Raw genomic sequence first — 20,749 nt, 5'->3', positions numbered from 1 at the left:
TAGCGAGGCTGCGTTCGGCGACGAAGTCGTCGTGAAATCAGACGACGCGGTGGATCAGGCAAACCGCGTGCGCTGGGTTTACGACGGCTTCGCCGCCGAACGCAGCCTCGCTGGGGCTCGGCAGCTGCTACAGGTTTACGGTAATTGCCAGTTTTTCTCTCAGCCTGTAGGGTCGCGTTTTTTGCGCCGCCTCAAAGAGATCAACCATGCAGGATGCAACCTTCCCCCGCCCGGCCTTGCTGGGTATCGACCTCGGGACCACCAATAGCCTGATCGCCGTCTGGCAGGACGGTCAGGCACAGTTGATTCCCAACGCTCTCGGCGATGTCCTCACCCCGTCCGTGGTCAGCCTCGATGAAGACGACAGCATTCTGGTGGGCAAGGCCGCCCGCGCGCGCCTGACCACTCACCCGCAACGCACGGTGGCGGCGTTCAAGCGCTTTATGGGCAGCGACAAGCAATTTGAACTGGGTGGACGCCAGTTCAGCCCGGAAGAACTTTCGGCGCTGGTGATCGGTTCGCTCAAACAGGACGCCGAAGCCTTTCTCGGCCACCCGGTGCACGAGGCGGTGATCTCGGTTCCGGCCTATTTCAGTGACGAACAACGCAAACGCACACTGTTTGCCGCCGAGCTGGCTGGCCTGAGCGTGTCGCGGCTGATCAACGAACCGACAGCCGCCGCCATGGCGTACGGGCTGCATGAACAGAAGTTCGAGCGCACACTGATTTTCGACCTGGGCGGCGGCACGTTTGACGTCACGGTGCTGGAATACGCCCTGCCACTGATCGAAGTGCATGCCTCCACCGGCGACAACTTCCTCGGTGGCGAAGACTTCACCGCCGCGCTGCTGCAAGCCTGCCTGAAAGACTGGCAACTCACTTCGCAGATGATCGATGGCCAGGGTCTGGCCAGCCTCGGCGATGCCCTGGAACAACTCAAATGCAAACTCAGCGAAGGCACCCAACACCTGAGCTGGAACGGGGCCGGCACGTTGCGTGAATGGTCGCTGGATGAAGCCGGGGCGTTGAAAATCTGGGAACCGTTGCTCGGGCGGTTACGCGCCCCCATCGAGCAAGCCCTGCGCGATGCGCGACTCAAGCCCCGGGACCTCGACAGCCTAGTGATGGTCGGCGGCGCCACGCGAATGCCGGCCGTGCAGCAAATGGTCGCGACGCTGTTCGGGCGCCTGCCCTATCGCCACCTCGATCCGGATACGATTGTCGCGCTGGGCGCCGCCACCCAAGCGGCCTGCAAGGCCCGGGAGAGCGCCATCGAAGAACTGATCCTGACCGACGTCTGCCCCTACACCCTGGGCATCTCGACCAATCGCGGTGAAGATGTCAGCGGTGCTTTCGCGCCGATCATCGAGCGTAATACGGTGATCCCGACGTCCAGGGTGAAGCGCTTTTTCACCAGTCATCCCCAGCAAACGTTGATCCGCATTGAGGTTTATCAGGGCGAGCGGCCATGGGTGCGCGACAACATTTACATTGATGCCTTCGACGTCGCGCTGACACCCAGCGAGCAGACCCAGGCGCTGGATGTGCGCTTCAGCTACGACATCAACGGTTTGCTCGAAGTCGACGTCACCCTGCTGGCCAGCGGTGAACGCCACAGCCACAGCATCGATCGCAGCCCCACCGGGCTCGACCCGCAATCGCGGCAAAACAGCCATGAACGGCTCAGCGCCCTGAAGATTCACCCCCGCGACACCCTGCCCAATCGCACCTTGCTGGCGCGCCTGGAACGGGCCTGGACACAAAGCCTGGATGATGAGCGCGAGCAGATTGCCGATTGGCTGGATACCTTTACCGCCGTGCTCGGTGGCCAGCAATCGGTGGAGATTGCCAGCCATCGGTCACAGCTCAATAAAGCCCTGGATGAACTGCGCTTTTAGCCGTTAAGCCGCCGCAAGGCCGTTTGCAAACCGCCGGACAAGGTGTCTTCACCGCCACTGTCCGGCGGCACGCCGTAACGGTTGGGCAGTTTGTCGCCGGGAAAGCCGAACAACAGCAAAGGCATGAACGGCAGCACCAGCGACAGGCAGCCAAAAATCAGAAACATGGGAATCCCGCGGCCCATGTCATGCAGTCGACGCAGGATCGCGCCGAGCAACAACAAGGTGCCCAGCAACAGCACGCCAATGCCCGAGAGCGCAGTGCCGCTCATCAACGCCAGATACGGGGTGAGTAGCACACACCCCAGCACTTGCCCGATAAACGCCTTGCGCCCAAGTCGGGAACCCAAGCGCCAGAACGCCATGGCCGGCACAGGACGTTTGTCGCCGTTGGCCAGCAGCAGGCGTTCGTTCCACGACAACAGCGCCGTTAGCGCCAGACGCAGGCCCACGCTGTTCTCGGGGTTATCTTTGCCGTACTGCAAGATGCTCAGCGCCTTGTTCCGCGGCACCCCGGCCGCGCCATGACGGAGCAGGCTTTTCAGCGTATCGAGGAGTGAATAAACCACCAGTTTCTCGACACCGAAATCCTTCAACACTTTCTCGGGCGGCCACACCGGATCGCCTTTGATCAAGCCATTGCGAAACGCTTCGAACCAGTCATCTTCGCAACTGACGGCGGCGATGGATTGTAAGAGCGCGCGGTGCTGTTCGGCATTCAGGGTCGGATCGTGATACAGCACACCCCAGAGCAGCATCAGCCCCAACACATCTTCGCCGCAGGCGTCGGGATCGCTTTCAATGCAGGTATAGAGTTGCGCATTGCCCGGCAGCGCCGCGCTGTCGAGGGCCTGCTGCACATTGAACAGCTTTTGCACGAGCAAGCCATGCACCGGATCGCTGGCTTGCAACCAGCCCAGTAAACCGGCGCAACTGCCTTGCTCGCGCTGCAAACGCTGGAGCAAGGGTTAAAGCCGACTCAGCGGATGAGCCGGGTTGACCTCCAGCCGATCCAGGCAGGGCGAATCGATCAAGGATAGCCAACGTTCCGGCTGATCGAGCAATGCCAGCAGGAACATCGTTTGAGCGTGCCATTGCCACGGCGTCCCGCCCTGGTCCATGGCTGGCAACAGCACACTGCGCTGTTCCAACTGGACCAACAGGCTCACAGCGCGCAAGTCCACGTCCGCTTGCGTGTCTTGCAGATCAAATGCCTGATCGATCCGCACCAGCGCGGCCTGATCGTAAGGCCGCAGCCTGCGCAACCAGAGACGGCAAATGGTGTGTGGTTCGTTCTTTTTCAGCTCCTCGGCAAGTTGCGGCTGCACCGAACGACTGCTGAGGAAAGCCTTCAGCGCCAGGGGGATCGGCGCCTGATTCAGCCAGCGGAGTTGCTGCGCAGCCTGATACTTGAACCCGCTCAGCACCAGGCCTTCGAGGGCATCGACCGGCTGCGGCTCTTCAAGTATGTGTTGCAGCAATCCGACATCGCCACGGTGCAAGGCCCAGGCATGCCGGTACAGTTGCTGCAAACGGCAATCCGCAGATTGCCCAAGCAGCAAGGCCAGCAGCGGCAGTTCATGCCCGGTCATCCGCCAATCGACAAACGCAGCCGCCAGGCCTTGCAGGTTGAATTGCCCGGCCCCAAGCCAGCGCACCAGCGTCTCGGGACGTTGTGAAGGGCTGCCACAGGTTTGGCTGACATCGGCAAGGTCGGCGGACCAATCGTGGAAATTCTCCTGACGGTCAAATGCCTGGATCAGCAGCGCCAAGAATTCCGGCTGACGCTTTGCGCAAAGTTCCAGCAAACGGCTTTCGGCCTTCGGATGGCGATGTTCCTGCCACAGCCGGATCCAGCAAGGCAACGCCTGATCCTCCAAGCCCAGCAAGCTGTTTTGGCACGCCAGCAAATACAGCCAGTCGACATCGTCGGGGGCTTGCGCCTGTTGTTCGACGCACACTTGCCGCAACCCCGGACCACCCATACCCGCCTGAGTGAACTGCACCAGCAGACGCTGGATAAATACGTCGTCCGCCGGCAGCGGCAAACAGGTGTGCTGGCTGGCAAAGTCTTCGAACTCATGCAGAGGACGATGTTGGAAGACGTAGTCGAGGCTGCGGGCATACCAGAGGGTTTCCATCTGCGCAGGACCGGGCCAATCGCCCATCAGCGTGGTGTCGAACGGGTCGGGCCCCTTGATGCGTTGCAGGAACGCTTCGACTTCTTTCGCCTGGTCGAACTGCAGGTCCAGCAACTGCTGTTCCCAGGCCAGCCGTTGCGCCAGCAGATTCGCGCAGCGGTACGACAACGGACCAGCGTTGGCCAATGGGTGGAACAGCCCCCAACTGAGGTCATCGAGGGCGTCCAGCGGTAATTGGTCCAGCGCTTTGACAAAGACTTGCCAGGCCTGCGGATTGAAACGCCGCGCCGGGTCTTCGAGCAGCGCGTAGAAATCCACCAGGGTCTGCGGCATCTCCGGGACGCCCGCATCCTCTTCGTCGACTTCGTCCTCTTCCTGCCGGGCGAAACGGTTGGCGCTTTCATAGGCTTCACGCAGTGCCTGGAAGCCTTCGGGATCACTTTCCGGATGATGCTGCGGCAGGCGCGCGCGGTAGGCGTCCCGAATCAGTGCCTGGTCTTTGGTGGGCTCTATGCCCAGACGTATCCAGCAACTCATGACCAGTCGAACTCCCCTAAGGATGCCGGGCGTTGCGGCGGATCAAGCTTAAGGTGCCAAGGCATGCCGGCCAGGAATGTCGGTAGGTTACGGCTCAGCCCGCGAGCGATGCGCAGACTGCTCGAACACTCCCCTTGCCGGTCCAGTTCGTAAGCAAGCGTTTCGTCGCTGCTGTTCTGGCAGCCCCAGAATGCGCGGCCGGTGAGAAATCCGTTGAAATAGGAAAACCAGTCGTCGTAGTGATATTGCGCCCTGACGGCCAGGCGCCAATGCAGCCAGAAACTTTCGCGAAGATCTATCCACTCGTTGCGCACGCCACACCGCAACAGAAACCCCATGCGCCCCAGATCCCAGGCCAGAATACCGCCCGAACCGCAGCCCTCGAAGGTACGGCTGGCAAACTCATGCAAGATGCGCTCACGGGGTTCCAGGATCTCGAGCAATGCCCTCCACTCGCCGGGCAAACAGCGTTGCCATGAGTGATACGCCTGTTTGAGGTGGGTGGCGTGACCGTTATCGGTCATTCTTTCGAGCATGCCCAACAACTGCGACCGGTCATTGATGCCCCAGCTGCATTGCAGGTCGATAAATTCCGGATCGGAATAGAAAGCGGGCTCGTCGTATTCGGCACGAGGATTGAGGGCCACCATTGGCGCGGAAAGACCGCACAGCCAACGCTGTTGTATCTCTTCCATGAAAAAAAGCTCCGGGCCGACCAGGCAGGATGGGAGTCGGCAAAACTGTCGCGGATTGTAGAGAAACCGTCACCAGGCGGCAAAGCCTGCGAGGCCGTTTTTTCGCCCGGATACAAAAAGGCCCCGACAGGTCGGGGCCTTCATTCAGCGGGTTATAGCCTGTTCAGACGAATGTGTGTCTTCGAATGAATCAGTGTTGCAACGCCGGCTTTTGCGTCCCGCCAATCGGGATGCGTTTGGCTTTCGCCTCTTCCGGAACAATGCGCAGCAGGTCAATGCTCAGCAGACCGTTGCTGAGGTCGGCGGCTTTGATCTCGATGTGATCGGCCAACCGGAACGACAGTTTGAATGCACGCTGGGCGATGCCCTGGTGCAGATAGGTCACGCTGTCATTGGCGTCGCGTTTGCCACCACTGATGGTCAGCACGCCCTTCTCGACTTGCAGGTCCAGGTCGTCCTCCTGGAAGCCGGCCGCCGCGACGACGATGCGGTATTGGTCATCACCGTGCTTTTCGACGTTGTACGGTGGGTAGCTGCTGCCAGGCTCGTTGCGCAGGGCGGTTTCGAACAGGTCATTAAAACGGTCGAAGCCAACCGAGGAACGGAACAGTGGTGCGAGGGAAAATGCAGTACTCATGGTTCAAATCTCCTGAAAACAATCAGCAAGTTTTTTTGTCTCCGCGACCCGAATTCGGCATCGCGTAACCCTTAGATAGGGACCGCTGATTGCATTTCAAGAGATTATTTGCAGATTTTTTTCAGGCCGCTTCGGCGACCTTCAGACCCAGTAAACGCGAGACATGGTCAAGTTCGGTCTCGCGGCGCAGGACGGTAAACAGCTCGACCGCCTCCGGATAATTGCGCGTGAGCATCGCCAGCCATTGCTTCAAGCGACCCGGCGATTGGCGCGGGGTCATTTGTGCCTTGGCCTGCAGCCAGAAGTCCTGGAGCAGCGGCAGCAGCTCGGCCCAGGTCATCTCGACGACTTCTTCGCCAGCGCGCGCGGCAGCGATCTGCCTCGCCAGGTCTGGTCGGGACACGAGGCCGCGCCCGAGCATGATGTCTTCGACGCCGCTGATTTCGCGGCAACGGCGCCAGTCTTCGACGCTCCAGATGTCGCCATTGGCGAACACCGGGACTTTGACCACCTCTTGCACACGCGGAATCCATTCCCAATGCGCCGGCGGTTTGTAGCCGTCGGTTTTGGTCCGCGCATGCACCACGATGTGCGCCGCGCCGCCCTCGGCCAACGCCGTGGCGCAGACCAGCGCGCCGTCCGGGCTGTCGAAGCCGAGGCGCATTTTCGCTGTAACCGGAATGTGCGCAGGCACGGCGCGGCGCACGGTTTCGACGATTTCGTTGAGCAGCTCGGGTTCTTTAAGCAGGACCGCGCCGCCACGGGACTTGTTGACGGTTTTGGCCGGGCAGCCGAAGTTGAGGTCGATGACTTCGGAGCCGAGTTCACAGGCGAGCGCGGCGTTTTCCGCCAGGCACACCGGGTCGGAGCCGAGCAATTGCACGCGCAACGGCACGCCGGACGCGGTGCGCGCGCCGTTCAGCAGTTCCGGACCGAACTTGTGGTAGTAGGCAGGCGTGAGCAGTTGATCGTTGATCCGAATGAACTCGGTCACGCACCAATCGATACCGCCGACGCGGGTCAGCACGTCCCGCAGGATGTTGTCGACCAACCCCTCCATGGGCGCCAAAGCAATTTGCATGGAAAACACACTCAACGAAAAACGTGCGGCAGTTTATAGGTTTCGGCGCGCAGAAGGTATTTCGTCAGACGGGGCGGTGGCGATTGTGCTGACGCCTTCGCGGGCAAGCCTCGCTCCTACGAGTTTTGCGGCGTATGCAAATCAGGCGCACGGCACAAATATGCGGGAGCGAGGCTTGCCCGCGAAGAGGCCGCGCAGATACCTAAACAGGAATTGCCAACGCCGGGCCGTAGCCTTCAATAAATTCAGCCGGCATGCGCTTAGGCTTTCCGGTCGACAACTCGATGCACACAAACGTGGTTTGCGCGCGTAGCAGCGTGGTGTTGTCGCTGGGGCGTTTGAGCTGGAAGTGGCGGGTCATTTTCAGGCGCTGGTCCCAATCGACGATCCAAGTCGCCAATTGCAGCGCGTCGCCTTCATAGGCGGCGGCGAGGTAATCGATCTCGTGGCGCACCACGGCCATCGCCCGATCCAGCCGCCGATATTCCACCAGATCCAGCCCCAGGCGTTGCGAGTGGCGCCAGGCGCAGCGTTCCAGCCAGGTCACGTACACCGCGTTGTTGGCGTGGCCGAGGCCATCGATGTCCTCGGCGCCGACTTCCAGATCAATGATAAATGGCGTTGCCCGATCCCAGCCCATGCCCCACTCCCGGTCAGATAAATTCGACCGCGGCAGTGTAACGGATGCTCAGGCCGATTGCCGCGCTTGCAGGCTGCGACCGGACAGCAGTGATAACACCCCATCAATCACCCGAGGGTCGGCGAGCACGCGCTGATGGCCGCCCTCCTCCAGCCGCAGCAAACGGCTGTCGAACCAGGCTTCGTGAATGATCTGCGACTCTTTGACCGAGACAAACTTATCGTCCTCGGCATGCACGATCAAACCGGGCATGTCGAGCTGATAGTGCGCAACATCAAGGGTTGCGGCGCGCATGCCGACGTCTTGCTCGACCTGGCGGATGAACGCCGAACGCGCTTTGGGCGGCAACTTGACCATGCGCGCGAACCCTCGCAGCACCCCAAGAATCCGCGCCGGCGCGGCAATCGACACCAAGGTCTCGGTGCGCAAACCCAGTTGCACCGCGAGCATCGCACTGGCGCCGCCCATGGAATGGCCGATCACCGCTTGCAAGGGCGGCAGTTCAGCGGCGGCTTCGAGCATGGCGCGGGCGAACAACACCACGTTGGCTTCACGGCCCGGCGAACGACCGTGGGCCGGGCCATCGAGCGCCACCACGGTGTAACCGGCCTCCACCAGCGCAGTGATCAGGCTGGCGAATTGCGTTGGCCGACCTTCCCAACCGTGCATCAACAGCACTGTCGGGCCTTGGCCCCAGCGCAACGCCGAGAGGCCGAAACGCAAGGTGATGCGCTCGGATTTCGCCAGCAGCGGCAATTCCCAGTCACGCGGGGCAAACTCGCGCGGCGTCATGAAGGCCAGACGCATTTTGCTCGCGATCAGTTTCGGCGCAAACCAACCCAAGGTGCCATTAACGCCACGAACCCACTTCAACGTGCTCATCGCTTCACTCCTCGGGCCGCTGCCTTCAGGACATAACACTCAGTTAATAACGCTCAATTGATAACGCTCAATTCACAGGACTGCCGACTTGGCGGCGCGCAGCATTCGATCGGACAACTCGCCAGGGCCCAGCGCGCGCGCCAGGGCCAGACCACCGATCATCAACGCCATGTCGGCCAGGGCTTTATCGGTGTCTTCGGGGCTGGCCGCCAACTGCGCGACCATCAGCTCCACATGCTCATTCAACGCAACCCGGAATTCATCGGGCAAACGGCCCAACTCACCGACCGAAGCCGGGATCGGGCAGGCTGAATCAGATGAGTCACGGTGTTTGCGTGACAGATAAAACGCAGCCACCAGCGCGCGACGTTCTTCGCCGGTCAACTCGGCGTCCATGTCGGCAATCAAGCCACGGCGATGGCTGAGCAGCTGCTTGAACGCTTCCAGCATCATCGCGTCCTTGCTTTCGAAGTGTGCGTAGAAGCCGCCCACCGTCAGGCCGGCCGCGCCCATCACTTCGCCCACGCTCGGTTCAGCCGGGCCACGCTGGATCAGCGCAGCGCTGGCAGCCTTGAGTATGCGTTCGCGGGTTTGAGCTTTTTTATCGTTCATCGTTGCCTCCGAATATTACGACTAGAATATTATTCACATAATAAATTTGCGCAAGTCATGGCTGTGACCGCTGGTCTGAAGAACAGTTTTGGAGAAAGAGAGGAATTGGCCAAACGCCAGACAAACAAAAGGGCCATTCAATAATTGAATGACCCTTATAAAATCCCGCAGAGCGGGTAATCGTGGCGTCCCCTAGGGGACTCGAACCCCTGTTACCGCCGTGAAAGGGCGGTGTCCTAGGCCACTAGACGAAGGGGACACAAACCCTTCTATACACTGATCAGCGCTTAGAGCTGATCGAATCAAGGCCGGTGTGGCCAGACCTTGAAATGTAAAATTGGTGGAGCTAAACGGGATCGAACCGTTGACCTCCTGCATGCCATGCAGGCGCTCTCCCAGCTGAGCTATAGCCCCGATTTATCGCCTGGCGGCGGAGCAGCATCTTGCGACGCTGCTTCTGTAAAACATTGCTACGGTAAAACTGGCGTCCCCTAGGGGACTCGAACCCCTGTTACCGCCGTGAAAGGGCGGTGTCCTAGGCCACTAGACGAAGGGGACGCAAACCCTTCTATACAACTGATCAACGCTGAGTGTTGATCGCTTCAAGGCCGGTGTGGCCAGACCTTGAAGATGTAAATTGGTGGAGCTAAACGGGATCGAACCGTTGACCTCCTGCATGCCATGCAGGCGCTCTCCCAGCTGAGCTATAGCCCCTCATCGCTGAGGACGGGGCGAATCTTAATGGCGCATCGAAAGGCTGTCAAACTTATTTTTAAAATATTTCAAAGTTTTTTGCCGACATAACAATCACTTACCGCCAAACCCCGTAAATCCGAGGTCCGTCCCATCCCTGTAGCAGCTGCCGCAGGCTGCGTTCGAGTGCGAAGCGCTCGCCCTCGCCCTTTCAGGCGGATTGCGTGGCGACCTTACAGGGCTGCTGCGCAGCCCAACACAGCCTTCGGCAGCTGCTACAGGAGGACAGTCGGGGTCAGGCGATATTGGCCAGCAGTTTTTCCCATTCCTTGTTTTCTTTCTTCGACACGCCACCGAGCAAGTCGATGGCCTGGCGCAGGCGGAAACGCGTCAGGTCCGGGCCGAGGATTTCCATCGCATCCAGCACCGACACCGAACTCGCCTGCCCGGTAATCGCGGCAAACATCAGCGGCATCGCGTCACGCAATTTCAGCTCCAGCGACTCAACCACCGCTTGAATGGTCGCGGTGATGCTGTCCTTTTCCCACTGACGCAGGCTTTCGAGCTTCCACAGGATCAATTGCATCAACTGCCGAACCTGATCACCCGAGAGCTTCTTCGATTCAAACAGCTTCGCGTCCGGGTTGACTCCCCCCGCGAAGAAGAACCCGGCCAGCGGCGCAACCTGGCTGAACGTCTCGACCCGGCCCTGCACGTGCGGCGCGATTTTCATCATGTAGTCAGGGTTCAGCGCCCAAGTCTGCAGGCGCGAAGCGAACTCTTCGACCGGCAGATCACGCAGCCATTGGCCGTTGAGCCACGACAGCTTCTCGATGTCGAAAATCGGCCCACCAAGGGATACGCGTTTCAGGTCAAAGTTATCGACCATTTCCTGCAGCGAGAACTTCTCGCGCTCGTCCGGCATCGACCAACCCATGCGGCCCAGGTAGTTGAGCATTGCTTCGGGCATGAAACCCATGCGCTCGTAGAACGTCACCGAGGTCGGGTTTTTGCGCTTCGACAGCTTGCTCTTGTCCGGGTTACGCAGCAGCGGCATGTAGCACAGCTCTGGTTGTTCCCAGCCGAAATATTCGTAAAGCAGGATCAGTTTTGGCGCCGATGGCAGCCATTCTTCGCCGCGCAACACGTGGGTAATGCCCATCAAATGGTCATCGACGACGTTGGCGAGGAAGTACGTCGGCAGCCCGTCGGTCTTCATCAACACTTGCATGTCCATGCGATCCCACGGGATCTCGACGTCGCCACGCAACATGTCCGGGACCACGCAAACGCCTTCGCTCGGCACTTTCATGCGGATCACGTGCGGTTCGCCAGCGGCCAGACGACGGGCCACTTCTTCCGCCGACAGCAACAGCGCACGGCCGTCGTAACGTGGGGTTTCGCCACGGGCCATTTGCTCGGCGCGCATCTGGTCCAGCTCTTCGGCGGTGCAGAAGCACGGGAAGGCGTGGCCCATTTCGACCAGTTGCTGGCAGTACTTCTGATAGATCTCGCCGCGCTCGCTCTGACGGTACGGACCGTGCGGGCCGCCGACGTCCGGGCCTTCGCTCCAGTCGATGCCCAACCAGCGCAAGGCGTCGAAAATCTGCTGTTCGGACTCGCGGGTCGAACGCAATTGATCGGTGTCTTCGATGCGCAGGATGAACTCACCGCCGTGCTGCTTGGCAAAGCAGTAGTTGAACAATGCGATGTAAGCGGTACCTACGTGGGGGTCCCCGGTAGGCGATGGCGCGATGCGCGTGCGGACGGTGGTCATGGAAAGTCTCAACAAAGAATGGAAAGCGAAGATCAGACAAGGGGCGAATGGTAACAGGGCATGCCCGCCCGGCTCCAGTGAGTGGGGGATTTAACGGGGATTGAGGTTATTCCGGTGTGGCAGCAGCCATTTTTGCGGCGCTTTGGCGGGCGCCATCGCGAGCAGGCTCGCTCCTACAATTGGACCGTGACGGTCTTTACACCTCGGTCAACTGCAGGAGCGAGCCTGCTCGCGAAGAGGCCCGCCCAGACACCGCGACTCTCAAGCCTTGAGCATCAAACCTCGATCAGGCGCTCGCGCAATTTGCCGATCTCGTCACGCATCTGCGCCGCCGCCTCGAATTCAAGATCGCGCGCCAAGGCGTACATCTTCTCTTCAAGCCCTTTGATGCGCTTGGCGATCTCGCCCGGCGAGCGCAATTCGGCTTCGTACTTGGCACTTTCCTCGGCAGCCTTGGCCATGCCTTTGCGCTTCTTGCTGCGCGAGCCCGGCACCGTCGCGCCTTCCATGATGTCGGCGACATCCTTGAACACACCTTTGGGCGTGATGTTGTTGGCCAGGTTGAACGCAATCTGCTTGTCACGACGCCGCTCGGTTTCGCCGATCGCCCGTTCCATCGAACCGGTCATCCGATCGGCATACAAAATCGCCCGGCCATTGAGGTTACGCGCTGCCCGACCGATGGTCTGGATCAGCGAGCGCTCGGAACGCAGGAAGCCTTCCTTGTCCGCATCGAGAATCGCCACGAGCGACACTTCCGGCATGTCCAGGCCTTCGCGCAGCAAGTTGATGCCCACCAACACGTCGAACGTGCCGAGGCGCAAATCGCGGATGATCTCGACGCGCTCCACGGTATCGATGTCCGAGTGCAGATAACGCACGCGCACGCCGTGGTCAGCCAGGTAATCGGTCAAATCTTCGGACATGCGTTTGGTCAGCGTGGTGACCAGCACCCGCTCCTCCAGCGCCACGCGTTTGCCGATTTCCGAGAGCAGATCGTCGACTTGAGTGAGCGCCGGACGAATCTCGATTTGCGGGTCGACCAGACCGGTCGGACGCACCAGTTGCTCGACCACACGGCCAGCATGTTCGGCTTCGTAATTGCCCGGCGTCGCCGAAACAAAAATCGTCTGCGGGCTGATCGCTTCAAATTCATCGAAACGCATCGGCCGGTTATCCAGCGCCGACGGCAGGCGGAAACCGTATTCCACCAGCGTTTCCTTGCGCGAACGGTCACCCTTATACATGGCGCCGACCTGCGGCACGCTGACGTGGGATTCGTCGATCACCAGCAAGGCGTCGGCCGGCAGATAGTCGAACAAGGTCGGCGGCGCCTGGCCAGAATCGCGGCCGGAGAGGTAGCGCGAGTAGTTTTCGATGCCGTTGCAGTAACCCAGTTCGAGAATCATCTCGAGGTCAAACCGGGTGCGCTGCTCGAGTCGCTGCGCTTCCACCAGTTTGTTGTTGGTGCGCAGGTAATCGAGGCGCTCCTGCAGCTCGACCTTGATCCCTTCGATGGCGCCGAGCAGGGTTTCGCGTGGCGTCACGTAGTGACTTTTCGGGTAGAACGTGAAACGCGGCAACTGCCGGGTGACTTCGCCGGTCAACGGATCGAACGCGGAAATCTTCTCGACTTCATCGTCGAACAGCTCGATGCGGATCGCTTCGAAATCCGATTCTGCCGGGTGAATGTCAATCACATCGCCGCGCACGCGGAACGTCGCACGGGCGAATTCCATGTCGTTGCGGGTGTATTGCAGGTCCGCCAGACGACGGAGCAATGCGCGCTGATCGAGCTTGTCGCCGCGATCCACGTGCAAAACCATTTTCAGGTAGGTTTCCGGGCTGCCCAAACCGTAGATGCACGACACCGTGGTGACGATGATCGCGTCCTTGCGCTCGAGCAACGCTTTGGTCGCGGACAAGCGCATCTGCTCGATGTGGTCGTTGATCGAGGCATCTTTCTCGATGAAAGTGTCCGACGACGGCACATACGCTTCGGGCTGGTAGTAGTCGTAATACGAAACGAAATATTCGACGGCGTTGTTCGGGAAGAACGCCTTGAACTCGCCATAGAGCTGCGCGGCCAGGGTTTTGTTCGGCGCCAGCACCAACGTCGGCCGCTGCACTTGGGCGATCACGTTGGCGATGCTGAAGGTCTTGCCCGAGCCGGTCACACCGAGCAACGTCTGGTGCGCCAGCCCGGCTTCGATGCCTTCGACCATCAGGCGGATGGCTTCCGGCTGATCGCCGGCGGGCTCGAAGCGGGTAACTAGCTGGAATTCAGACATGAAAAAACCTCTGGGTCGCGCCTGCACGGTGAAACGCACAGCAACGAGAAAGACCGCAAACGGCTGAAGCCGCCCGAGGAAAAAACTGGATTGCGTTCAATGTGGAGTCGATTGCCGTCGCTTTCAAGGCAAACGTCCTACATCCCTTGAAGTCTTTGACGACAGCATTCGACTAACGGTCGAAAAATAATCGGAAAAACTTGCGGGAAAAACCGAATCGGCTGTCGCCTTCGATCGCAGATGGCCTCTATACTAGCTCCCCGTTTGTGCACCGCTCTAGTGCATTCGGCTGGAGCGCGACACGTCCCTCCACACTCCATTCAGAGCCGCCGCAAAAATGAGCCTGTTCTCCGCTGTCGAAATGGCACCACGCGATCCAATCCTGGGCCTCAACGAAGCATTCAACGCCGATACCCGTACCAACAAGGTCAACCTGGGCGTCGGTGTTTACTGCAACGAGGAGGGGCGAATTCCACTCCTGCGCGCCGTTGTCGAAGCCGAGACGATTCGCGTCGCTCAACACGCTTCCCGTGGCTACTTGCCAATCGACGGTATCGCCGCCTACGACCAGGCTGTGCAAAAACTGTTGTTCGGCAATGATTCGCCGCTGATCGCTTCCGGCCGCGTCCTCACCACCCAAGCCGTTGGCGGCACCGGCGCACTGAAAATCGGCGCCGACTTCCTCAAGCAACTGCTGCCCAATGCCGTCGTCGCGATCAGTGACCCGAGCTGGGAAAACCACCGCGCGCTGTTCGAAACCGCTGGTTTCCCGGTACAAAACTATCGCTACTACGACGCCGCGACCCACGACGTCAACCGCGCCGGCCTGCTCGAAGACCTCAACGCACTGCCGTCTGGTTCGATCGTCGTGCTGCACGCCTGCTGCCACAACCCGACCGGCGTCGACCTGAGCCCGACGGACTGGAACAACGTGCTGGAAGTGGTGAAAGCCAAGGGCCACGTGCCATTCCTCGACATGGCCTACCAGGGTTTTGGCGATGGCATCGACGAAGACGCCGCAGCGGTACGTCTGTTCGCCGAATCGGGCCTGACCTTCTTCGTTTCCAGCTCGTTCTCCAAATCGTTTTCGCTGTACGGCGAGCGCGTCGGCGCCCTGTCGATCGTCAGCGAATCGAAAGAAGAAAGCGCGCGCGTGCTCTCGCAAGTCAAACGCGTGATCCGCACCAACTATTCCAACCCGCCGACCCACGGTGCAAGCATCGTCGCCGCTGTGCTGAACAGCCCGACACTGCGCGCGCAGTGGGAAGAAGAACTGGCGGAAATGCGTTTGCGCATTCGCGGCATGCGCGTGCAGATGGTTGAGCAACTGGCGAAAGAAGCCCCGCATCGGGATTTCAGTTTTGTCGGTCGTCAGCGCGGCATGTTCTCCTACTCCGGCCTGACCGTTGAACAAGTGACGCGCCTGCGCAGCGAGTTCGGCATCTACGCGCTGGACACCGGGCGCATCTGCGTTGCCGCGTTGAATCAGAGCAACATTGATGCAGTGACCAAGGCCATCGTTGCGGTGATCTGAGTCTGCAATTGCTACAAAAAACGGGAAGCCAATGCGCTTCCCGTTTTTTATTTGTCTCAGATATGTGTCAAAGCGCAGTGCCTGCCCTCTAAACTCCACGCAGCGATGCACTGCTCAATGCACTTGCAGGAGCGAGGCTCGCCCGCGAAGCTTTCACCGTCAGTAATGACGCCTTCGCGCGCAAGCTTCACTCCTGCGGGTCTTATGTACACTCCAGGATTTCTACGAGAGCCCACATGAAAATTGATGACCTACGCGCTGACCGGGATGAACTGGACGATTTCGTGCCCCGCACCCCGCCGGCCAAACGCGGTAACAATCTAGTGATGCAAGTAGCCACCGGCGTGTTCCTCGGCGGCCTCGCGTTGTGGATCGTGCAACTGGCGGCGACAGCGCTGTATGCCAAGCTGATGCTCGGCACCTTCACCTTCGGCGGTTAAGCCAGTTCGGCGGCGCGCTGGCTGGCGGCGTCGTCGTAAGCCACGTAAAGCGATTCGGCAATCTGGCTTTTGATCGCCTTGGCGCTTTCCAGGCCAAGGACAAAACCTTCAGCCTTGCCGCCAGCGCGGTTCAATTCGTCGGCGGTGCCGGCCTGGGTAATAGCGTCGAGCAATTTCTCGGCGTGAGGACCGACGCCTTTCGGCAAGCTGATCTGGGCAATGCTCATGCGAACACCCCGTAATGGTGCGATGTAAGTGCTGAATGATTCATGGCGCGTACCTTTTCGGCGAATGGCCGGCAGCGCGTGTAACCACTTCCGGGCGACTATGGTAGACCTCCGGCACGATTCTGGTAACCGCCAATCACCGATAAACTGCCGCTGACACCATCGAATCCGCCCAATCATCAACAGATGCTTGACTTCTCTTTTTGAATCAGTAACATACACGCCATTCCGCGATAGCTCAGTTGGTAGAGCAAGTGACTGTTAATCACTGGGTCCCTGGTTCGAGTCCAGGTCGTGGAGCCAGACTGTAGTAACGAAAAGCCCCTGAATCGAAAGGTTCAGGGGCTTTTTTGTGGGCAATTGGATGGGCACCGCTTCAACGCCGCATCTTAATTTATGTAGGAACTGTCCCAAGTTTCCGTAGCCGCTTTTTCCCACCCCGCGCCATCCCCAGCAAACATTGCCTTCCAAGCATGCAGTAGTGTGAATGGTGGCTAGGTGCAGCCTGTCAGGTAGCAAACTTGTGCGTTATGAATAGCGACTTTCGCCTGCCGGATTGTTCGCGTGTCAGAATTACTCAAGCTGAAGGAGAACGTACTTGTCCCCCATCCTTCCGGCTCTTTAAGCTTCGGCACCATCCCGGACATGCCCAGATTCAATTTACGGGGAGGTGAGATTTATTTAAGGGTCGGCGTACACAAAGGAATCAACAAAGGATTTGGAGTCAGGCATATCTGGGAAGCTCACGAAACCGATTTGGCAAAATATGGCTGCTACGTGATAGACGATGTCGCGCTCCATGTATCCAAAATGGTCGTGCACGGCGCGCCGATTTATTGCGAGTTTAAAGAGATACGCTCAAATCATAGAATCGCCGTACTCAAGAGCCCTTCGGGCTCGCTCATTCTCGAACCCCGAGATGAACGGCGCGGCTTCGGTTACTACGTCGTAACGTGGTACCCCAAACGTCGCGCAGAAGGCACTTTGGTAGGCACCATCGTCAAACAAATATCCTGACAATAAAAAAGGCGTCCCTGAGGACGCCTTTTGAATATTTCGAGGAGTAGTCGCAGCGATTCTTTAGCTTCCGGCCACAAATGGCCTTGGGTTCAGAGTCCGACCAGCATGCCAGTCGTCACTACTTCAGAGGGAGCCAGCTTCTCTGCTGCCAATAGTATGGGGGGCCAATGCTGGAGGCCGAGCCCAAAGATGCGCAATTGCAGACCTCGGCGCCGATTCTCAGTCATCGACCGAGCGAGTGTCAACCTGACTGACAATCGAATCACTCGATCGGTCGTTGATTGTGATCAAACATGCTCCCCACTTTTCGAATGCACCACTCGCGGTTCCGCATGTCCGTGCTCCACTTCCACCACGGGAATTTCATTGCCGTCGCAGTCGTGCAGTTTGCCTTCGCTGAAATAATCGCCTTCACGCAGCGCTGCCAGATCCTGGTAGCGCAGCACGCGTTCGGTGCCCGCCGCGAACACCGACTGCTGGTCCGAGTTGCCGGTAGTGAAGTGGTTAAACGCCAGGTTGAGCCCGATGGCCATGATCGCCGAGGAACTGATGCCGGAGTGGAAGATGGTCGCGAACCAGCTCGGGAAGTGATCGTAGAAGTTCGGCGCAGCGATCGGGATCATGCCGAAGCCGATCGAGGTGGCGACGATGATCAGGTTGACGTTATTGCGGTAATCAACCTTGGACAGCGTGCGAATGCCGCTGGCCGCGACGGTGCCGAACAGCACGATGCCGGCGCCGCCGAGGACCGAGGTCGGCACGGCGGCAATCACCCGGCCCATGAACGGCAACAGTCCTAGGATCACCAGGAACACGCCGCCGGTGGCCACGACAAATCGGCTCTTGATGCCCGTCACCGCGACCAGTCCGACGTTCTGGGCGAAGGCGCTTTGGGTGAAGGAACCGAAGATCGGCGCAATCATGCTCGACAGCATGTCGGCGCGCAGGCCGTTGCCCAGACGCTTGGAATCGACCTTGGTGTCGATGATTTCACCGACGGCGAGGATGTCCGCCGAGGTTTCCACCAACGTCACCATCACCACGATGCACATCGACAGGATCGCAGCGAAGTGGAAGGTCGGCATGCCGAAGTGGAACGGTGTCGGGAAGCCGAACATCGGGCCTTGAGTGACGGAGGAAAAGTCCGCCATGCCGAGAACGACCGCGACCACCGTACCGATGACCATGGCCAGCAGGATCGACAGACGCGAGATAGTCGCGCTGCCGATTTTGCTCAGCAGCAACACCAGCACCAGGGTCAACGCCGCCAGACCAATGTTCGACATGCTGCCGAACTCCGGGGAATGGCTATTGCCGCCCATGGCCCAGCGCGCCGCCACCGGCATCAGCGTCAGGCCGATCGTGGTAATCACGATGCCCGTTACCAGCGGCGGGAAGAATTTGGTGATCCGCGAGAACACCGGAGTAATCAGCAAACCGATCAATGAAGCGGCAATTACCGCGCCGAGGATCGACTGAAACCCGCCCTCCCCGCCGCTGCTGACAATCGCCACCATGGTTGCGACGCCAGAGAACGACACGCCCTGAACCAGCGGCAACTGACAGCCAAAAAACGGTAAACCCAGCGTTTGCAGGAGCGTTGCCAAGCCCCCCGCGAACAATGAAGCAGCAATCAACAAACCGATGTCCGCCGGCGACAGCCCGGCAGCCTGACCGATGATCAAAGGCACCGCGACGATGCCGCCATACATGGTCAGAACGTGTTGCAGGCCGTAAGCCATATTCGCGCCGATCCCAAGATTTTCGTCCTCGGGCCGTTGGTGTGAAACATGGGGCGTTTTCATGGTTGGGGGAGTCCCTGGTTTTTGTTATGCGCACACTGTATGCAAGACTCAGGACAAATGTCTATAGAGTTGTATACAACTGACCGGTCAGATTATGGACATCTGGCCATTTTCGCCAACGGGCGGTCCGCCCCAGCCCCTAAAACCTTGCAATACATCCATTCCGGCACATTCCCCTTCTACCGCTAACCTTTTGTCTTCATGGCGACCGCCGGCACGGATGCCCCCTTTCTTATACATATAAAGTATGCATAATGAAGCCATTCGAAATACAGTTCGACAAAGCCAAGAACGCGGCTAACAAACTCAAGCATCGAGGGATCAGCCTTGCAGAAACCGAGCCAGTGTTCGATGACGAGCGAGCCCTGACCCTGCAAGACCGCGATCACGATGAGCAGCGCTGGATCACCATGGGTCAGGACGCCAAAGGTCGTTTACTGGTGGTTGCCTACACGTGGCGCGACCCGAATTTCGTTCGAATCATTTCCGCACGCGTCGCCAGTAAAGACGAGCGTCGGCAATACAGGGAGGCATGACCATGAAAGATGAGTACGACTTCAGTAACGCCAAGCGTGGGCCAGTAGCCTCCAGCAAGGGCAAAACCCGCATCACCATCATGCTCGACGACGCCGTGATCGAAGCGGCCCGTGCCGTCGCAGAAAACGAAGGGTTCGGTTATCAGACGGTGATCAACAACACTTTGCGCCAGGCATTGCTCACCGATAGAGGGCACACGAGCGGCGCTGACGCAAACGGCGGCACCACTTTTGGGCATCTGAAAAAAGGCGTCACGGCGATGGACCTGAACAATCTCGAGCGAAAACTCGCCGACGCGCTGAGCGAAATTCGGCGGGTGATGGAGTTGGATGTCAGGCCTTAAACCCGGACGCGGCGGCGCTAGTCAGTTCGGTTGTTACGGCCCGATCAACGGCTCGAATACCTGCTTCATCCGAGCATCCACCGACAGCCGAATACCGAACTCGTCTCGCAGTAGCGCGATCAATTCATCGGCGTCTGCTACTTGGCGGCGCTGGCTCTCCTCGCCGATCCGGTGGATCGCAAAGCTGCCGTTGTTCAGCGTGCGCCGCCAGCCGTCGCCGGTACGAGCCGCCATCAATTGTTTACGGAAAGTCGACTCTGGATGAGTCGAGACATACCAGTTGCCGACGGTGTAATCGATGTCCTCCTGACGCTGCAGATCGAAGATATACATCGCCCGCCATTCTTCTCCGACCTTGGCGCGCAAGGTGTAACCATCGACGTGTTGCTCGATACGATAGGGCTCGTGCGGTGTCGTTTGTTCGGCCTCGGTATCGAGGAGCAGCGGCGCAGTGGGCACCATGCCGCCGAAGCCGACGTCGCTGATGTAGCGCACGCCGTTGATGGTCACCAGACTCAGACGATGAGTGCGCGCGGTCCACGTACCTTCAGGCTGGCCCATCACCACGCGGCCGGTGATGCCGCGAGCGTCGAACCCCAGCGTCTGCAGCAACACCAGGAACACCCCGTTAAGCTCATAGCAGTAACCACCGCGATTGTGCTGGAAGATTTTTTGCTCGATGGAAGGCAAGTCGATCAGCACCGGCTCGCCCAACACGGTCGCGATATTCTCGAACGCGAAAGCGCCGGTGTGGCGCAGTTGCAGTTGTCGCAGGGTTTCCAGGGTCGGCGCTGGAGGCGTACTGAAACCCAGGCGCTGCAGATACAGATCGAGATTGCTCAGGCGTGGCTCGCTCATGGCTCAGTCCTTATGCGCGGGGCCGCGGATCGCTCCGCTGATGGTCGCCATTTATAAGGGACAAAGTGCTTGGGCCGACAATTGATTTCGCCAATCGGCGC

At 59.4% G+C, this 20,749-nt stretch carries 19 protein-coding genes and 5 tRNA genes; 7 read left to right on the top strand and 17 right to left on the bottom strand.

What is annotated here, in order from left to right:
* The first annotated feature begins 206 nt into the window (after window positions 1–206).
* Window positions 207–1,898, top strand: a complete 1,692-nt coding sequence (locus FBY12_RS13325) for a molecular chaperone HscC (protein WP_145253111.1) — start codon at window positions 207–209, stop codon at window positions 1,896–1,898.
* Here FBY12_RS13325 and FBY12_RS27900 read toward each other — a convergent pair.
* The 14 genes from FBY12_RS27900 to uvrB form a co-directional block, all read right to left on the bottom strand.
* A complete protein-coding gene (locus FBY12_RS27900; protein ID WP_256663304.1) occupies window positions 1,895–2,863 on the bottom strand; it encodes a DUF805 domain-containing protein in 969 nt (322 codons plus the stop codon). The genes FBY12_RS13325 and FBY12_RS27900 overlap by 4 nt on opposite strands.
* Window positions 2,864–2,866: 3 nt before the next feature.
* Window positions 2,867–4,576: a J domain-containing protein gene (locus tag FBY12_RS27895; RefSeq protein WP_256663303.1), complete on the bottom strand. Its 1,710-nt coding sequence runs from the start codon at window positions 4,574–4,576 to the stop codon at window positions 2,867–2,869.
* Window positions 4,573–5,271 (bottom strand): DUF1266 domain-containing protein, encoded by a 699-nt coding sequence (locus tag FBY12_RS13315; RefSeq protein WP_145253110.1) that lies wholly within the window; start codon window positions 5,269–5,271, stop codon window positions 4,573–4,575. Before FBY12_RS13315 ends, FBY12_RS27895 begins: the two co-directional genes overlap by 4 nt.
* A gap of 190 nt (window positions 5,272–5,461) precedes the next feature.
* The gene (locus FBY12_RS13310) at window positions 5,462–5,908 is read right to left on the bottom strand and encodes an Hsp20 family protein (RefSeq protein ID WP_145253109.1); all 447 of its coding nucleotides are present in this window, start codon (window positions 5,906–5,908) and stop codon (window positions 5,462–5,464) included.
* 121 nt (window positions 5,909–6,029) lie between these two features.
* Window positions 6,030–6,989, bottom strand: a complete 960-nt coding sequence (locus FBY12_RS13305) for a tRNA-dihydrouridine synthase (RefSeq protein WP_092270606.1) — start codon at window positions 6,987–6,989, stop codon at window positions 6,030–6,032.
* A 202-nt stretch (window positions 6,990–7,191) separates the two neighbouring features.
* Window positions 7,192–7,629, bottom strand: coding sequence for a thioesterase family protein (locus FBY12_RS13300; RefSeq protein WP_121732115.1), 438 nt, complete (start codon window positions 7,627–7,629; stop codon window positions 7,192–7,194).
* Window positions 7,630–7,677: 48 nt separating this feature from the next.
* Window positions 7,678–8,511: an alpha/beta fold hydrolase gene (locus FBY12_RS13295; protein WP_121732114.1), complete on the bottom strand. Its 834-nt coding sequence runs from the start codon at window positions 8,509–8,511 to the stop codon at window positions 7,678–7,680.
* Between the two features lie 72 nt (window positions 8,512–8,583).
* On the bottom strand, window positions 8,584–9,123 hold the full coding sequence (locus FBY12_RS13290) for a TetR/AcrR family transcriptional regulator (protein WP_121732113.1): 540 nt from the start codon (window positions 9,121–9,123) through the stop codon (window positions 8,584–8,586).
* A gap of 183 nt (window positions 9,124–9,306) precedes the next feature.
* Window positions 9,307–9,382: transfer RNA gene (locus tag FBY12_RS13285), tRNA-Glu, on the bottom strand.
* Between the two features lie 79 nt (window positions 9,383–9,461).
* A tRNA-Ala gene (locus FBY12_RS13280) sits at window positions 9,462–9,537 on the bottom strand.
* 68 nt (window positions 9,538–9,605) lie between these two features.
* A tRNA-Glu gene (locus FBY12_RS13275) sits at window positions 9,606–9,681 on the bottom strand.
* An 80-nt stretch (window positions 9,682–9,761) separates the two neighbouring features.
* Window positions 9,762–9,837 (bottom strand) — tRNA-Ala (locus FBY12_RS13270).
* 274 nt (window positions 9,838–10,111) lie between these two features.
* Entirely contained in the window at window positions 10,112–11,593 is a 1,482-nt protein-coding gene (gltX, locus tag FBY12_RS13265; RefSeq protein ID WP_121732112.1) for a glutamate--tRNA ligase, read from the bottom strand.
* A gap of 275 nt (window positions 11,594–11,868) precedes the next feature.
* Window positions 11,869–13,884: an excinuclease ABC subunit UvrB gene (gene uvrB / locus FBY12_RS13260; RefSeq protein WP_092281448.1), complete on the bottom strand. Its 2,016-nt coding sequence runs from the start codon at window positions 13,882–13,884 to the stop codon at window positions 11,869–11,871.
* Between the two features lie 337 nt (window positions 13,885–14,221).
* Here uvrB and FBY12_RS13255 point away from each other — a divergent pair, with 337 nt between their 5' ends.
* Window positions 14,222–15,418 carry an amino acid aminotransferase gene (locus tag FBY12_RS13255; RefSeq protein ID WP_145253108.1) on the top strand — a complete coding sequence of 399 codons (1,197 nt, stop codon included), beginning with the start codon at window positions 14,222–14,224 and terminating at the stop codon, window positions 15,416–15,418.
* A 236-nt stretch (window positions 15,419–15,654) separates the two neighbouring features.
* Window positions 15,655–15,858 carry a hypothetical protein gene (locus tag FBY12_RS13250; protein WP_121732110.1) on the top strand — a complete coding sequence of 68 codons (204 nt, stop codon included), beginning with the start codon at window positions 15,655–15,657 and terminating at the stop codon, window positions 15,856–15,858.
* Here the strand turns inward: FBY12_RS13250 and FBY12_RS13245 are convergent.
* Window positions 15,855–16,085 carry a hypothetical protein gene (locus FBY12_RS13245; protein WP_145253107.1) on the bottom strand — a complete coding sequence of 77 codons (231 nt, stop codon included), beginning with the start codon at window positions 16,083–16,085 and terminating at the stop codon, window positions 15,855–15,857. The genes FBY12_RS13250 and FBY12_RS13245 overlap by 4 nt on opposite strands.
* A 227-nt stretch (window positions 16,086–16,312) precedes the next feature.
* On the opposite strand from FBY12_RS13245, the gene FBY12_RS13240 reads away from it, so the two are divergent.
* Window positions 16,313–16,388 (top strand) — tRNA-Asn (locus FBY12_RS13240).
* Window positions 16,389–16,649: 261 nt separating this feature from the next.
* Window positions 16,650–17,102 (top strand): hypothetical protein, encoded by a 453-nt coding sequence (locus tag FBY12_RS13235; RefSeq protein ID WP_145253106.1) that lies wholly within the window; start codon window positions 16,650–16,652, stop codon window positions 17,100–17,102.
* A 290-nt stretch (window positions 17,103–17,392) separates the two neighbouring features.
* Here FBY12_RS13235 and FBY12_RS13230 read toward each other — a convergent pair whose 3' ends face one another.
* Entirely contained in the window at window positions 17,393–18,910 is a 1,518-nt protein-coding gene (locus FBY12_RS13230; protein ID WP_145253105.1) for a nucleobase:cation symporter-2 family protein, read from the bottom strand.
* 254 nt (window positions 18,911–19,164) lie between these two features.
* Between FBY12_RS13230 and FBY12_RS13225 the strand changes: the two genes are divergently transcribed.
* Both FBY12_RS13225 and FBY12_RS13220 read left to right on the top strand, forming a co-directional pair.
* On the top strand, window positions 19,165–19,446 hold the full coding sequence (locus FBY12_RS13225; RefSeq protein WP_109501730.1) for a BrnT family toxin: 282 nt from the start codon (window positions 19,165–19,167) through the stop codon (window positions 19,444–19,446).
* Window positions 19,447–19,448: 2 nt separating this feature from the next.
* Window positions 19,449–19,790, top strand: a complete 342-nt coding sequence (locus FBY12_RS13220; protein WP_145253104.1) for a BrnA antitoxin family protein — start codon at window positions 19,449–19,451, stop codon at window positions 19,788–19,790.
* A 33-nt stretch (window positions 19,791–19,823) separates the two neighbouring features.
* On the opposite strand, the gene FBY12_RS13215 is transcribed toward FBY12_RS13220, so the two are convergent.
* The gene (locus tag FBY12_RS13215; RefSeq protein ID WP_145253103.1) at window positions 19,824–20,648 is read right to left on the bottom strand and encodes an arylamine N-acetyltransferase; all 825 of its coding nucleotides are present in this window, start codon (window positions 20,646–20,648) and stop codon (window positions 19,824–19,826) included.
* Window positions 20,649–20,749: the final 101 nt, after the last annotated feature.

Origin of the sequence: Pseudomonas sp. SJZ131, assembly GCF_007828705.1 — a bacterium.
Classification (GTDB): Bacteria; Pseudomonadota; Gammaproteobacteria; order Pseudomonadales; family Pseudomonadaceae; genus Aquipseudomonas; species Aquipseudomonas prosekii.
The sequence above is the reverse complement of the archived record's forward strand: the minus strand, read 5'-3'. Positions and strand labels throughout refer to the sequence as shown.

Coding starts and splice junctions, on each gene's coding strand:
- FBY12_RS13325 (WP_145253111.1), top strand. CDS start 207: ATGCAGGATGCAACCTTCCCCCGCCCGGCCTTGCTGGGTATCGACCTC.
- FBY12_RS27895 (WP_256663303.1), bottom strand. CDS start 4,576: ATGAGTTGCTGGATACGTCTGGGCATAGAGCCCACCAAAGACCAGGCA.
- FBY12_RS13315 (WP_145253110.1), bottom strand. CDS start 5,271: ATGGAAGAGATACAACAGCGTTGGCTGTGCGGTCTTTCCGCGCCAATG.
- FBY12_RS13310 (WP_145253109.1), bottom strand. CDS start 5,908: ATGAGTACTGCATTTTCCCTCGCACCACTGTTCCGTTCCTCGGTTGGC.
- FBY12_RS13305 (WP_092270606.1), bottom strand. CDS start 6,989: ATGCAAATTGCTTTGGCGCCCATGGAGGGGTTGGTCGACAACATCCTG.
- FBY12_RS13300 (WP_121732115.1), bottom strand. CDS start 7,629: ATGGGCTGGGATCGGGCAACGCCATTTATCATTGATCTGGAAGTCGGC.
- FBY12_RS13295 (WP_121732114.1), bottom strand. CDS start 8,511: ATGAGCACGTTGAAGTGGGTTCGTGGCGTTAATGGCACCTTGGGTTGG.
- FBY12_RS13290 (WP_121732113.1), bottom strand. CDS start 9,123: ATGAACGATAAAAAAGCTCAAACCCGCGAACGCATACTCAAGGCTGCC.
- gltX (WP_121732112.1), bottom strand. CDS start 11,593: ATGACCACCGTCCGCACGCGCATCGCGCCATCGCCTACCGGGGACCCC.
- uvrB (WP_092281448.1), bottom strand. CDS start 13,884: ATGTCTGAATTCCAGCTAGTTACCCGCTTCGAGCCCGCCGGCGATCAG.
- FBY12_RS13255 (WP_145253108.1), top strand. CDS start 14,222: ATGAGCCTGTTCTCCGCTGTCGAAATGGCACCACGCGATCCAATCCTG.
- FBY12_RS13250 (WP_121732110.1), top strand. CDS start 15,655: ATGAAAATTGATGACCTACGCGCTGACCGGGATGAACTGGACGATTTC.
- FBY12_RS13245 (WP_145253107.1), bottom strand. CDS start 16,085: ATGAGCATTGCCCAGATCAGCTTGCCGAAAGGCGTCGGTCCTCACGCC.
- FBY12_RS13230 (WP_145253105.1), bottom strand. CDS start 18,910: ATGAAAACGCCCCATGTTTCACACCAACGGCCCGAGGACGAAAATCTT.
- FBY12_RS13225 (WP_109501730.1), top strand. CDS start 19,165: ATGAAGCCATTCGAAATACAGTTCGACAAAGCCAAGAACGCGGCTAAC.
- FBY12_RS13220 (WP_145253104.1), top strand. CDS start 19,449: ATGAAAGATGAGTACGACTTCAGTAACGCCAAGCGTGGGCCAGTAGCC.
- FBY12_RS13215 (WP_145253103.1), bottom strand. CDS start 20,648: ATGAGCGAGCCACGCCTGAGCAATCTCGATCTGTATCTGCAGCGCCTG.